This is a genomic window from Helicobacter pullorum (assembly GCF_900638355.1).
In the GTDB taxonomy this organism is placed as follows: Bacteria; Campylobacterota; Campylobacteria; order Campylobacterales; family Helicobacteraceae; genus Helicobacter_D; species Helicobacter_D pullorum.
Map to the genome: position 1 here is coordinate 1,426,342 of NZ_LR134509.1, position 14,889 is coordinate 1,441,230.

Genomic DNA, 14,889 nt, shown 5'->3' on the forward strand with positions numbered 1-14,889 from the left:
CCTCCCCTCTTTTCTAACTTGCAAATTTGTATAATAGCCAAATGCCTTATTTACTTGCTAGATTAATAATCATTTGATAATCTTTTATACAGAAAGACTTTATTGTATATTTAATAGATAACCATACCAAATTAACTCCAAAAGAAGCAGCAATTAAGATTATTAATTTAAAAAGCCAAAAATCACCAAATATACAAATTCTAGCATCACAAGCCCCAAAATGAAGCTTGTTCTACTTTAGGGTAAATTCACTTTGAGTATTTTTCCCTCTGCCATTCTTGGAATCCACAAACTCTTACCATCACTTGCCATATCAGCGGGTCCTTTCATCGCAGGTAAATCCAGCACCTTAATATTTCCTTTTTTGTCCATTTGATACACAACACCCTTAAGATTCTCGCCCCAATCACTCACTAATAAATCTCCATTTTTCGCAAAAACCACTCCATCTAGAGCCCCCAAAGGCTCACTTAATGCCACTTGTTTTTTGCTTTTTAAATCAATGCTCACAATACTACCCTTTGCCTTACCATTTGGGTCATAACCAACAGCGATAAGGCGATTATTATCTTTATCTAGTAATAATCCATTTGGACCACCAAATGCAGAATCTAATTTCACAAAAGTTTCATAACTTGCAGTTTTAACATCTATCTTGTGGATAATCCCCGTACCTGTATCACTCACAAGCAAATCCCCATTCAACACCACAATATCATTTAAGAAAATAGCATTTTTAATAGGCAGATTAAAAACTTCTTTTTTGCTTTTTAAATCAAAACCTTTTAGGACATCAATATCTACTACATATAAGATTCCATTAATCGTATTCATACCCTTTGGTGCATGAAGATTTTGCAAAAATTTCAACTCTACTAAATTTCCATTCTTATCTAATTTAGAAATAAACCCATCATTATCCTTGCTTAATGGCTCCAATTTCTCGCCTACATTGCCGACAAAAATATCATCACCCAATACAAATACACTCTCAGGATGTGAAAATCCTCCAATCTCTTGTGCATTAACACCAATACTTAAAACACTTGCTAAAGCAATACTTCCTAAAAACTTTTTTAACATTTTTTTCCTTTCAATGATAAAAATCAAACAAGAGATTATAGACTAAATTTCAAATTTTTAATGAGTGTTTTTTGATAAAAAATATAAGTTTTTTGATTTTTGATATTGTTTGGGTGTAAGTTGGTATTTCTTTTTAAAACGCTCAATAAACCACGAAGATCTAAAACCACATTCTTGACAAATTTGATTAATATTTTTATTAGAATATTCCAAATAAAATTTAGCTTTATTGAATCTCTTTTCATCTAACCAACTTTTGGGGGAAATAAAAAAAGTTTGCTTAAATTTGCGACTAAAGGTTGCATTATCCATATGTGCAAACTCTGCCATTTGCGAAACGCTTTGAAAATCAGTATTGCAATAATCAAAAATCATATTTAATTCAAAACTAAATTCTTGAATAATGCCCTTTAAAAATCCCACAAATACCTCTTTGTATTCCGATAACAAAAACAAAAATAATTCTTCAAACTTATGTGAAACTAAAGATAATGGAACATTTGGGGATTGTTGCAAGTAATACTCAAAGCTACTTGCTATCAAAGAAAGCATTAAATTTTCTCGCAAACAAAAAAACTCCAACCCTTCACAAGAATACTCTAATGATAATTTTTCGCGGTATTTATGGATAAAACGAATAATTTCTGCATTATCAAAAAAAATTAAAATCGCCTCATAAGATTCATCTTTTGGTGCAATGTTGCTAAAAAGATAATTTCCAGATTTCAAGAAAAAACCTTCTTTGGCTTTAATTTTGTGTTGTTTATTGTGTGTATGGATTATCTTTTCGCCCTTTAGCACAATCACTAAACAATGCATTTTTAGATAAACCATTGAATCTCTTGGTATAGGCGGCTTTTGGACAAATCGTGAAAACGCACAATGTGGTGCAGTAAATAAAATGCTATTAGGAGAATTTTTTAGAAAATCGGGAAAATATGTAAAATTACCCATCTAAAGTTTCTTAAAATACAAAGTAAGCCAAAGAAAGCTTACTTTATTCTAAAATTTCTTTTTATTTACATCTGCTAAGATATCATCTGCTATTTTATTGACAGATTGAGAAATATCATTTGTATTGTTTGCCACGCTAACATTATCTTGTGTTACGCTTTCTAATTGTGCAATAGCTTCATTGATTTGCGTTACTCCCGCGGTTTGCTCTTTGATAGATTCACTCATATCATTCACACCTTGCACCAATACATTTACATTAGCTTCAATCTCATTGAGAGATTTACCTGTCCTTTCTGCTAATTTCCTAACCTCATCTGCAACAACAGCAAATCCTCTACCATGCTCCCCTGCTCTTGCTGCTTCAATAGCTGCATTAAGTGCAAGTAAATTTGTTTGGTCTGCAATATCTTTAATCACACTTACAATATTTTTAATATCTTCTGCTTGTCTTGTTACCTCATTTGTCTTATCACTAACATTTTGCATAGAGCTTGTAATCTCTTCAATAGCCGCTGCAGATTCTTGAAGAGAACTTGCTTGAGAAGCACTGCCATCTAGCAATTTATTCATTGATTCTTGCAAGTCATCTGTCTTTTTTACCAAATCTTTGGCATATCCCTCTGATGAAAGCAACATTTTGCGAATTTCTTCGCCCAAAATATTAGTAGTTACCTCAACATTTCCTGAAGCATTTGGAATTTGTTTTGTGAAATCCAACATTTTATAAGATTCAAAAACATCATGAATGATATTCATATTAGAACCCACTCTTCTTTGCAAGGCATCTAGCATTTTATTTAGCACTTCTCTTAACTCTACCAACTGCGGATTATGTGGATTTTCTAAAATTCTTGTTGTAAGATCCCCATTTTCAACTTTTTGTGCGGTTTGAGCTGCTTGTTTGATTGTGTTTTCATCTTTTTGTAAGCCCTCTTTAGTCTTCTCCACATTTTCATTAATCGCTTTTGCCATAACACCAAATTCATCATTTGAAGCGATATGAATCGGCTTTGGAGCTTCTTGTGTTTCATGGTTGATATAAGCAAAAAGTGCTTCTAAGCCTTTCTGAATAGAGGTAATTGGATTGATAAACACTTTGATGATAAAAAATAGAACCAAAACTCCCACAATCAACAAAGCAATATTTATCAAACCATCTCGAATTGCTGCTGCATTAACTGCTGCTTTATAATCAGCTACATTAGCAGAAACCACCATAATCCAACCAAATGGCATTACACGATAATGCGCAACACTCTCTGCACCTTTGACATTTTGATAGCTAGCAATTCCTATTGGTTGCTTACTTGCCATATTAGATACAGCAACTTCGGATGCTATTTTTTTATTATCCAAAACAAGCTCTGCTTGCTTATGAGAGATAATTTCTCCTTGTTTGTCCATGATAAATACAGAAAGACTTGGAAAAACTTCTGTAGAAAAGTTCTTAAATCTCTCTTGGAAGCTTCCAATCACTATATCCGCTCCTATCACTCCAGCCATTTTACCATTTTTATAAAAAGGCATAGAAACTGTCGCAACTTGCTTACCTTTTAGCGAACCCACTTGAGAGATATAAGCATCACTTACCACAAATCCATTCGCCTTTTTTGCTGCTTGGTACCATGGTCTTGTCCTCATATCCATTTGCGGTGTATCCCAAACTGCACTAAAATTTACCTTTGGTTCTTTTTGATAAGATTCGTCCAAATAACTACCATCTTCCTCATATACAATAAAAATATCTGGATATTTCACTGCCTCTACGATATGGGACATCACTTCCCTTTGAGCAACAATATCATTTTTGTCCAAACGAGAAACAGCATTTCCAATAAATTCTAAATGCTGTTTAGCTTCTATATTCATAGTGATATTAATTGTCGTATAAGAAGCCTCCAAAATACTTTCTTGTATGGTGCTAAAAAGTTTATTAGTATTTTCAGCTGTCCCTCTATAATTAAAGAAAATGCTAACACTCATCATCACAACAAATGCAACAATAATTAAACCCGAAATTTTTAATGCTAAAGATTTCACTTTCAAAACTACCCCTTTCTTACTGCTTTATCTAAAATTATAACTCTTGTTACTTTAATTTTTATTAAACTCCCATTGTTGTGCTTCTTGCAAAATCTCTCTTGCACCTTTATCAATCATTTCTAATGCCAACTTTCGCCCTATTTGCCTACACTCTTCTACTCCTTGCACTTGCACTTCCTTAGAATCCCTCAAACACTTTGTTCCATCAGGAATCCCCAAAACAGCTTTGATTCTTAGTAAATTGTTTTCTAAGTTTGCATTCACTCCAATAGGGACTTGACAACCTCCCTCTAATGTCCTTACAAACTCCCTTTCAGCACTTGTCTCAAAACAAGCTTTTTTATCATTAAGAAAATCAAGCATTTCTACGACTTTGCTATCCATTCTACATTCAATCCCCAAAGCAGCTTGCCCCATAGCTGGTATCATAAAATCAAGAGGGATAATATAGGGTATTTCATTTTCTATTCCTAGCCGATTCACTCCTGCTTGAGCCAAAATAATTGCATCAAAATCCCCTTCTTTTAATCGCTTAAGTCGAGTTTGGACATTCCCTCTTAAGCTTATACAATCCAAATCTTTACGCAAAGTATGAATCTGCATTACACGCCTTAATGAAGTTGTCCCTACTTTTGCTCCACTTGGAAGCTCTTCTAGGCTTTTATATTTAAAACTCAAAAAACTATCTCGCACATCTTCACGCTTAGTTATTGCTGCTAATCCTAGATTTTCCACAAATTCCACTGGCACATCTTTTAGGCTATGGACTGCGATATCAATTTCTCCTTTTAGCATCAATTCTTCAAGCTCTTTAGTAAAAAGTCCCTTTCCTCCAATTTTAGCCAAAGGGACATCTAGGATTTTATCTCCTTTGGTTTTTACGATTTTTAACTCCACTTCCAAATTAGAATATTGCTCTTCTAAAGCCTTCTTCACAAAGTTAGCCTGCCAAAGTGCCAAAACACTTCCTCTTGTCCCAATAATTATTTTCTTCATTTCAATCCTTAATTTCTTTTTCTACCACTTCTACATCAATTACTTCATTATGAGTATTTTTTGTAAATTTTGACTTCACAAAAGGTTTTATAAGAACAAAACCAAAAGAGCTAAACTGCATTAAAATCCCTAAAATATCAGTAAAAGCACCGGGCAAAATTAGCAAAAATGCTCCCAAGATTCTAAAAATATTAGAACCTACAAAAGCTTCATAAGTAATCTCTCTTGAACGCAACCTCTCTAAAGCCTCTGCAAAAAACAATCTAAAATTAACTAAAATCCCAAATCCCAAAAAAGCAGTCAAAATAATCTCTAATACAAACCCCAAAACCCCGATTAAATCGATAACTTCATAACTCACAAAAACTTCTATAATAAGATAAACAATCAACAAAACCAATGGCATAACCAATCCTTTGTATTTTTTAGAATCTTAAAACAATTTCATCAAGTCTATCTTCATATTTTCAAAATCGCACAAAGAGATTCCAAAAATCCCTCAAAATCATTTACTTCAAAAATCGTCTTTTCCAAATTTGCCCTACAAACCAACTCAACTTTCCCCTCTTGAATCCCTTTACCCACTATCAAAGCATAAGGCATACCAATAAGCTCAAAATCCGCCATTTTTGCCCCATAACGCTCATTTCTATCATCTAGCAAACATTCTATTTTTTGTTCGCTAAGAGCATGATAGATTCTTGTAGCCAGCTCCACTTGCTCACAATCCTTGACATTAGAAATCACAATATCTAGCAAAAATGGTGCTGTAGCCTTTGTCCATTTCATGCCTTTCTCATCATAATGCTGCTCGATAATAGCTGCCAAAAGCCTTGAGATTCCAATCCCATAGCACCCCATAATAAAAGGTTTGGATTTTCCATTTTCATCTAAAAATGTCGCTCCCATAGCTTGTGAATATTTCTCTCCGAGCTGAAAAATATGCCCAACTTCAATTCCCTTAGTAAAATACAAATGCCCTTTTTGGCATTTTTTGCAAATATCTCCCTCTTGCACCTCTAATAAATCTTTAAATTCTAAGCCCTCAAATAAGTTCAAATCCACCCCAACAAAATGATAATCCTTTTCATTAGCCCCACAAATAAGATTAGAAGCTCCCTCCAACTCTTTATCAAAATAAATATATGGACTTTGAGTAATATTACGCAACGCATAAGGACCAATAAAGCCGGGAAATAAGCCTATATTTTTGATTTCATCTTCATTGACATCTACAATCTCATTAGCTCCACTAATAGCATTTAAGGCTTTTGTTTCATTCAAAAAATCACAACCCCTCAAAAAGAAAAATGCAAATTCACTCTTGCCTCCCTCAAATATAGCCTTTTTCACAACTGCCTTAATCGTCCAAAATGAATCAATCTTAAAAAACTCTGCAAGAGATTCAATGGTTTTGACATCTGGAGTGTGAAATTTAGCGAAATTCGCTTGTGGCGGTGGCGTTTGTGTGCTTTTTTCAAGACGATTTGCTGCCTCCAAATTTGCCGCATAAGAGCAATTATCGCAAACACAAATTGTATCCTCTCCACTCTCTGCTAGGACCATAAACTCTTTGCTTCCACTTCCCCCAATTGCACCACTATCTGCCTCAACTGCCCTAAAATCTAACCCCAACTTAGAAAAAATTACACTATAAGTTCGCTCCATCTCATCAAATTCTCTCTTTAAGTCCTCATAACTACTATGGAAGCTATAACCATCTTTCATTATAAATTCTCTTCCTCGCATAAGTCCAAAACGAGGGCGAATCTCATCACGAAATTTTGTTTGTATTTGATAAAGGTGCAAAGGCAATTGTTTATAACTTTTGACATAAGTTTTGACTAATTCAGTAATCGTCTCTTCATGGGTTGGACCAAAAACAAATTCATTTTCTTTCCTGTCTTTGAATCTCAAAAGTTCTTTGCCATATCTCTCATAACGACCACTAGCTTGCCACAAACTAGCAGGGGTTACGCAGCCAAGCAAAACTTCATTTGCCCCTGCATTATCCATTTCTTGCTTGACAATTTTTGAGATTTTATCCAAAACTCTTTTTCCTAATGGCAAAAAGTTATAAATTCCGCTACCAATCTGCTGAATAAATCCTCCACGCAATAAATACTCATGACTTTTTAAAACAACATCTTTGGGAGTTTCTTTAAGAGTGGGGATAAAAAAATTAGAAAATCTCATCTTTATTCCTTTAGAGCTATGATTTTATCATCTGAATATTCACATTTATATTTTTCTACCATAAAAGGCTCTGTGTTTTGCTCAAACAAAAATCTCAAAGATTCGACAACACCATCACCTTTGGGGGTATTTGCAATCGATTTAAGATTGATTGTGAGATTATGCAAAAAACTATTAAAGGCATTATGCAATGTCTTCTCGATATTTTTTTCATATTCTTGTGGCAAATAACCTTTTGTAATCCCTTTTTGGATTTCCTTTAAGCTCGCCTCTTTGGCTTGTTGGCGAATCATTTTAATCAAAGGTTCTACATTAAGCGTCTGCAACCATGCAAAAAAATCTTGCGTATGACGACCAACGATTCCATAAGCTATTTTTGCTTGTTCCTCCCGCAATGCAAGATTTTTATTAACAATATCTTGCAAATCATCAACAGCAAAAACACAAATATTTTCATCACAAATCTTATCAATATCCCTAGGCACCGCCAAATCAAACCAATAACGCTTTTCTTTTTGGGATTCCACCATATCTTGTGTAATAATTGTATGTGGTGCTCCTGTTGCTGTAAATACAAGCGGAATTTGATTAATCAATGCTCCCAATTCCCCAAAACTCTCTACTCGTATCTGCACTCCAGAGTGATTTTTTGAAATTTCACTAGCAAGATTTTCTGCATTTTTAATATCTCTATTAATTAGCACGATTTTAGCCTGCTGATTGACCAAATGCTTTACGCATAAAGAACTCATTTCTCCAGCACCAATTACCAATGCTTCTTTTTCTTTTAAAGCTCCCAAAATCTCCTTTGCTTTAGCCACAGCAGTAGAAGCAACAGAAACAGAATTTTGCGAAATGCTTGTAGAATTTCTCACACTTGCAGCACACCTAAAAGCAAAATGAATCGCACGCGAAATTTCCAAAGAACAACAACCTAAGTCATAAGAATATTTAAACGCATTTTTAAGTTGCCCTGAAATTTGTGTCTCTCCGACAACTAAGCTATCCAACGAACTTGCCACACTAAAGAGATGATGGATTGCTGCGATATTTTCATAAGAATCTGCGCGTTGTTTTAATGTATCTATGTCTATTTTACAAAAATCACTCAATTTAGCCAATAAAAATTCTTCTGCTTTTTGCGCATTATACACACTCAAAATAAACTCTATACGATTACAAGTTGAGAGTATCACAGCTTCTTCTATAAATTTATTCTCCACTAATTCTAATAAGAAAGTCTTAGTTTGTGGATTTTTGGTATCCAATGCCATTCTCTCACGCAATGCAATATCGGTATTTTTATGGGAGTAGCTTAAAATATAATATTCCATTTCCTGCCTTAAAAATCTCTATTAATCATTTCTTGCATTATTTTTATAAGTTTATCACAAGAATGGTTGGAAATAGCTTCAATTCCAACTTCTCCCAAATGTTTTGCCAAATCTATGCTCTTTTGGATAGCTCCACTTGCCTTAAGATTCTCCAAAATCCAATCTTGCTCTTTTTGCTCCAATTCCTTGCCAAAAGCATTTTCAAGGCGTTTTTTATCGATTGTGTTTAAACTATGGTATAAATAAATATAAGGCAAGGTAGTTTTGCCTTCCTTAAAATCACTCAAAGCCGGTTTTCCAAGAGTTTGTGTGCTAGAAACAATATCCAAAACATCATCAATAATTTGAAATGCTATCCCCAAATTCCTCCCATAGATTCGAAAACTTTTTGCCTCTTCTTGATTTCTCCCTGACAAAAAAGCAGCCGCATAAGCAGTGGATTCTATCAATGATGCGGTTTTATGCTCCACCATTGTAAGATACTTTGCCTCATTAGCATTAAATTGTTTTGCTAATTCTACATCTTCCATTTCGCCTATTGCCAAAGTTGTTACAGCATTAGCAACAATGCGAGGAATCATAGGGAAGCTTTCTTGAAATTGTGTCAATTCACAAAATGCTTTAGAATACAAAATATCACCCAGCATAATTGCATTTTTATCTCCAGCAATTGCATTAATAGAAGGCTTTGAACGACGCATTGTTGCATTATCTATCACATCATCATGAAGCAAAGAGGCACTTTGTATCATCTCAATAATTGCACACAGCAAAATACATTCTTCACTCTCAGTAGCAATATTCAAAGCCAACTTACTACGCAGCATTTTACCTTTTTGAATCTTGCTAGATAATTCTAAAACAATCGGGGATTCTAGCTCCTCTAAAAAATCCTCTATTTTTTGATTAATTTGTTCCAAAGCCTCCATTTGGCACTTTCCTTTCATCAATGATATTAAAATCTCTTCCGCCTTCATAAAGATAGAAATTTAAAGTAGCGATTTTATCTACCCTTTTGTAATCCTTAAAACATAACAAAAAATAAGGTTCTTGGCTATAATATCTCTCTTGTGCTTTCCACAAATTTATTTGATAACAATTCCTTTGATAATCCTCATACAAAACAAATTGATGAGGAAAAGAATCGTAATTCAAATGCACTACTAAACCCTCATTTTTTAATAAAGTCCAACGAAAATACAAAGTCTTTTGCACTTGATTAGCTTGCAATTTTATCACATAAAATTCATCTTTTTTAAGCTCAATTGTCTTATTAGCCTTCCATTGTATAGGTGCAAAAAGCCACGAAATACAACAAAACAACAAAAAAAAGATTCTATTCATTTTGCGTGAGAATATTCCCCATAGATTCTATTGCTAGATTTTGTGTATGACGATGAATCTCCTCAGCAACCTCCTCACTTTTTAAAAGATATTGCAATTCTTCTTCCCAAGTCTCTCCCAAACGCTTTTCTAATAAAATTTCCATTGCAGCAAGCCTTTCTAATATCCTTATCAATTCTGCACTTGTGAGGTTATTAGAAGCATTAAAAATAATTTCCAACCACTTATCTTTTGGCAACCCTTCAAAAATATGTTCCATAATTTATTCCTTATTTTTATCTTCCAATCTTGCCAAAACAGAATTCCTATGTGCGTCTAATCCTTCAGTATGAGCCAAGATTCCACATTCTCTTCCAAGTTCTATAATTCCCTGTTTAGAAAAGGAAATAATAGAGCTTTTTTTCATAAAATGTTCCACACCAAGAGGAGAAAAAAACTTTGCACTACCACCTGTTGGCAATGTGTGATTAGGACCTGCGATATAATCCCCAATAGGTTCTGGAGTATTTTCACCAATAAAAATTGCACCTGCGTGTTTGATTTTTGGCAAAACTTCAAGAGGATTCTCCACTAATAATTCCAAATGCTCTGGTGCAATCTCATTCATCAAAGAAATAGCTTCATTAATATCTTTGGTAATGATAATAGCCCCACGCTCGTTAATAGATTTGGCTGTTATTTCTTTTCTTGGGAGTGTTTGGAGACATTCTTCTATTTTCAATGCCACTTCTTTAGCTAATTTCTCACAAGGCGTAATCAAAATAGAGCTTGCCATTTCATCATGTTCAGCTTGAGAAAGCAAATCCCACGCAAGATATTCCACTCTAGCTTGTGAAGTCGCCAAAATTCCAATTTCGCTCGGTCCTGCTATCATATCAATATTCACTTCACCAAACACAAGTTTTTTTGCTGTTGCAACATAAATATTACCCGGACCAGTAATCACATCTACTTTTTTCACACTGCCACAACCATAAGCCATCATACCAACAGCACTTGCCCCACCTACTTTATACGCCTCTTTAATACCACAAAGATACATCGCTGCTAAGAGCAATTCATTGACTTCATTATTAGGAGTTGGAGTGCATACAACAATCTCTTTTACCCCTGCAACAATAGCAGGAATCGCATTCATCAAAAGCGAACTAGGATAAGCCGCCTTACCTCCGGGTATATAAAGCCCTGCCCTATCCACAGGATTCACTTTCTGTCCCAAAATACTTCCATTTTCTTCAAAGTCCAACCAAGTCTTTGGCTTTTGCTTAGAATGAAAAGCAAAGATTCTTTCATACGCTTTTTGCAAAGAATCTTTCAAAGGTTTTTGCAAAGATTCATAGGCTTTTTGCATAGAATCTTGAGTGATTTTTAATTCTTCCAAATTTTTGGGATTCCACAAATCAAACTTTGCAATGTGCGAAACAATAGCATTTTCTCCATTTTCTTTAATTTCATACAAAAGATTCTTCACTCTCTCTTCAACATTGCAAATATCCATTGCACCACGCTTTAAAAGCTCTCCAAAACGGCTTTTAAAATCCAAATCTTGTGTGCTAAATGTAGCAATCATTCTTAATCCTTTAAGCTTTGTGGCACTAACACTCTAGCATTTCTTCTTTGAGTGCAACAAGCACTAGAGAATAAAGAGAATGTTTAGTGTATTCTGCAAAACCATTTTTAGTATTAGGACACACCTCTGTGCATAAAAGATAATATTTTTGATCAATTTTGATAATTTTCTTAAAATCTTTGAGATTTTTAAAATCAATCTTATCTTCCAACTGATAACCCTCAAAAGTAAATTCCGGATTTGTAGTAGCTAAAATATTCTTTTGGCTATCAAATACCACTGTAAAAATTTCGCTTTTGTCAGAAATGATAGGAGAACCCTTTGGCATAATATCATTAATCAAAGAAGACACTCTTTTAATATCCAACACAAAAGCTAACCCTCCAATAACACGCACACCCTCTTTAATTCCAGCATACACAATCATTGTAGTATCACCATCATACAAAGGTGAAGCCTCATAATTAGAAATCATCACTCCATTATTATGCACAGAATTGCCAAGTCGTTCAATGATATTTAATTTTTCGTTATCATATTTCGCATCTTCAAGAGAATTGTGCAAGATATTTCCATCTTTATCAAAGAAAACAATATTATAGTAATTTTTCAAATTTTCACCCAAACATTCCAAAAGAGATTTTATTTTTTCTTTAGTGTTTGATGAAGTCTTATCTTGTATCCCTTCAAGCAAATACCTTCTAAACTCTGGAGCGTTTTTAATCCAACTAATCTCACAAACGCATTCTCTCAAAAAATTATCCATTGCCACTACTGCATATTTAGAATAATATCCAATAGTATTAAAAAGCGCGCCATAAATACCCTTTTGTAATTCTTCAGCAGATTGAATACACAAAGTATTCATTTCTTCACTTAAAATTCGAATATTATTTAAGATTGGGTTTAGTGTATAAGAATGGCTTTTTGAGGCGATAATCTCTCCATTAATGACTGCATCGCCTAATTCTTCATTGATATTTTCTCCCTCAGCAATCACTGCATCTAATTCATCTGTAATCAGTAATGAATCTTTTAAAATATCTGGATTAATTTTTTCATTATTTTGCTTTTTAATATCAAAAGCAACATACAAAGGGAGGATTCTACATACTTTCCAATTTTCTACAATATTTTTAGTTTGCAATGAACCAATTTCATTTTGAGCAAAAATGCAAGTTTTAGAGCGAAACTCTATGAAATGATATCCTTCAAGAGTGTTTGTTTTGAGCGAACTTCCCACAGGAAAATTTTTAGGATTATCCGAAAATAAAACAACATTTTTTTGATTTGTGATGACAAGATTTGATTGAACAAGACGATAAGGAAAACAATTATTAAGCCATTCAAAAATGCCTTGAAAATCCAATACAAACACAGCAACAAAGTTCGCTGGCTGCTCTGCTTCTTTACGCAAAGGCAATACGAAGAAAAACTCCATTCTTTCCTCTAGCAAAGCCCCTTGCTGATAAAAATCAACCTTGCTAAAAAAATCACCAAAAGATTCAATTTTATGAGCCTCCAAAATCGCTGCTAGAGCTGTTTTTGGCGCAACTTTTGGCAAAAGTGCCTCTAAGGTGTTTCCCTTATCATCAAACAATAGCACATCTTTATAGGCACCACTATTTTTAGCAAACTCTTTGAGATAATCAAAAATCGCTTGCTGTACTTCTTTGGTTTTTTCCTCTTGATTGTCCATGCAATTTTCTAAAACATCACTTCTTAAAAGAGCCAAAATTTCTTCATAACGACTTTGCAAATAAGCATTTAGAAGTTCTGAAAGCACCTTTGATGAAGTTTGCGCCTCTTCATAGACATTTAAAAAATTCTGCTCCATAATGGTTTTTATTAGTTTTTCTTGCAACTCTTCAAATTTTTCTTGAGTTTGTTCCATATAATCAAAAAGATTCTCTGCAATATCCAAAGAGCTAATTTTGCCCGTCAATGTCGTTTTGCTAAGAAGTGTATTAAGCGATGAAAATTGAGATTTATAGCGTTGTGCCATCGGCATATAACTACCTAATAAATTAAGAGTTGATTGCTCCATATTTGTCATTCCTTATGCGATTGTATTTTATCTATTATAACAATTTATTGTTTAAGAAAAAGTATAAAAAATTCTAATTACAGAAAATGTAGAATGAATATAAAAAGCATCTAAATTATCTTAGAGTTTTTCCCACTGCAAGATTAATTCTTTTTGTTGTATAAAATCATCAAAATGATGCGAACCACCCTCTTGTATCACAAGTTTAGAATCTCTAAACTTCTGCTCTGCAATTCTATAATCCAAAACCCTATCTCCCTTTTGGAGCAACACACAATAAAGCTCTGGACTAATCAAATCAACAAAATATTGCTTAAGACTTTCTACCAAATCAAGTGTCCAAAGGAAACTTTCACCATTATAAGAAACATCAACCTTCCCAATTGCAGGAAGCAATGTCTTATAGGCATCAACCACGGGATTTACAAGCACTGCTTTTAGATGATACTTCTCTGCCAAAAAAGTTGCATAATATCCACCAAGCGAACTTCCAATCAGGCAAATTTTATGATTTTTTTGATGCTTTTCTATCAAAGATTGTGCAAGATTCATCGCCAAAGATGGCACATAAGGAAGGTTTGGTGTAAGTGCATTAGGACTAAACTTAGCTATCAAACTACCTTTATAACAAAGCCCAATACTCCTAAATCCATGCAGATATAAAAGCACACAACCTCCTTATTTGCTAGGGCTTTAGGACTAACCCACTCTTGCCTAGCAATTTTAATTTCTATACTAAAATCTATCAACACCTATTTAACTGCCGCTAAAGCCGCATCATAATTTGGCTCATTTGTTACTTCACTCACAATTTCTTTATGCACCACCTTACCTTCTGGATTTACCACAAACACAGCTCTTGTAAGCAATCCCTCTAATGGCGAACCTGCCAAAATCACACCATAAGATTCACCAAAAGCCTTGTTTTTGAAATCACTCAACGCCACAACATTTTGAATACCCTCTATGCTACAAAATCTACCTTGTGCAAAAGGCAAATCAAGAGAAACTACAAACACTTCAGCATTAGACAAGCTTGCAGCTTTTTCATTGAATTTTCTTGTTTGTGTAGCACATACACCTGTATCAAGTGAAGGCACAACATTAATGATTTGAAACTTCCCACTTGCTCCACCTACGCTTTTTGTGCTTAAATCCCCAGCGATAAGCTCAACTTTGGGTGCGCTATCACCTACATTGATTTCTTTACCTTTCAAACTAACTGCATTTCCTTTAAAAGTAACCATAATTTTATCCTTATTAAAAATTTTTATAAAGATATATTTTATAGTAGCTATTCTAAACTAACAATAAAACCA

Annotated in this window: 14 protein-coding genes; all 14 read right to left on the minus strand. The window is 34.0% G+C overall.

What is annotated here, in order from left to right:
• Nucleotides 1-237: 237 nt before the first annotated feature.
• Complete coding sequence (locus EL247_RS06955; RefSeq protein ID WP_126442135.1) at nt 238-1,083, minus strand: ATP-binding protein; 846 nt, start codon at nt 1,081-1,083, stop codon at nt 238-240.
• A 57-nt stretch (nt 1,084-1,140) separates the two neighbouring features.
• On the minus strand, nt 1,141-2,037 hold the full coding sequence (locus EL247_RS06960; RefSeq protein ID WP_126442136.1) for a helix-turn-helix transcriptional regulator: 897 nt from the start codon (nt 2,035-2,037) through the stop codon (nt 1,141-1,143).
• A gap of 48 nt (nt 2,038-2,085) precedes the next feature.
• On the minus strand, nt 2,086-4,080 hold the full coding sequence (locus tag EL247_RS06965) for a methyl-accepting chemotaxis protein (RefSeq protein WP_269470982.1): 1,995 nt from the start codon (nt 4,078-4,080) through the stop codon (nt 2,086-2,088).
• A gap of 54 nt (nt 4,081-4,134) precedes the next feature.
• Nucleotides 4,135-5,079, minus strand: a complete 945-nt coding sequence (gene hemC, locus EL247_RS06970) for a hydroxymethylbilane synthase (protein WP_104745986.1) — start codon at nt 5,077-5,079, stop codon at nt 4,135-4,137.
• 1 nt (nt 5,080) lies between these two features.
• Nucleotides 5,081-5,485, minus strand: coding sequence for an FxsA family protein (locus EL247_RS06975; protein ID WP_005021222.1), 405 nt, complete (start codon nt 5,483-5,485; stop codon nt 5,081-5,083).
• Nucleotides 5,486-5,538: 53 nt separating this feature from the next.
• Nucleotides 5,539-7,275 carry a proline--tRNA ligase gene (locus EL247_RS06980; RefSeq protein ID WP_065826980.1) on the minus strand — a complete coding sequence of 579 codons (1,737 nt, stop codon included), beginning with the start codon at nt 7,273-7,275 and terminating at the stop codon, nt 5,539-5,541.
• Between the two features lie 2 nt (nt 7,276-7,277).
• Nucleotides 7,278-8,609, minus strand: a complete 1,332-nt coding sequence (gene hemA, locus EL247_RS06985) for a glutamyl-tRNA reductase (protein ID WP_104745980.1) — start codon at nt 8,607-8,609, stop codon at nt 7,278-7,280.
• 8 nt (nt 8,610-8,617) lie between these two features.
• Nucleotides 8,618-9,538 carry a polyprenyl synthetase family protein gene (locus tag EL247_RS06990; RefSeq protein ID WP_126442137.1) on the minus strand — a complete coding sequence of 307 codons (921 nt, stop codon included), beginning with the start codon at nt 9,536-9,538 and terminating at the stop codon, nt 8,618-8,620.
• Nucleotides 9,516-9,953, minus strand: a complete 438-nt coding sequence (locus EL247_RS06995) for a hypothetical protein (RefSeq protein WP_104745982.1) — start codon at nt 9,951-9,953, stop codon at nt 9,516-9,518. Before EL247_RS06995 ends, EL247_RS06990 begins: the two co-directional genes overlap by 23 nt.
• Nucleotides 9,946-10,212 (minus strand): DUF2018 family protein, encoded by a 267-nt coding sequence (locus EL247_RS07000; RefSeq protein ID WP_005021229.1) that lies wholly within the window; start codon nt 10,210-10,212, stop codon nt 9,946-9,948. Before EL247_RS07000 ends, EL247_RS06995 begins: the two co-directional genes overlap by 8 nt.
• 3 nt (nt 10,213-10,215) lie before the next feature.
• Nucleotides 10,216-11,523, minus strand: a complete 1,308-nt coding sequence (gene hisD / locus EL247_RS07005; RefSeq protein ID WP_060661217.1) for a histidinol dehydrogenase — start codon at nt 11,521-11,523, stop codon at nt 10,216-10,218.
• A 25-nt stretch (nt 11,524-11,548) separates the two neighbouring features.
• Nucleotides 11,549-13,570 (minus strand): hypothetical protein, encoded by a 2,022-nt coding sequence (locus EL247_RS07010; RefSeq protein ID WP_104745977.1) that lies wholly within the window; start codon nt 13,568-13,570, stop codon nt 11,549-11,551.
• Nucleotides 13,571-13,690: 120 nt separating this feature from the next.
• Nucleotides 13,691-14,239, minus strand: coding sequence for a YqiA/YcfP family alpha/beta fold hydrolase (locus tag EL247_RS07015; protein ID WP_005021238.1), 549 nt, complete (start codon nt 14,237-14,239; stop codon nt 13,691-13,693).
• A gap of 83 nt (nt 14,240-14,322) precedes the next feature.
• Nucleotides 14,323-14,817, minus strand: a complete 495-nt coding sequence (gene tpx, locus EL247_RS07020; protein WP_065826985.1) for a thiol peroxidase — start codon at nt 14,815-14,817, stop codon at nt 14,323-14,325.
• Nucleotides 14,818-14,889 lie beyond the last annotated feature (72 nt).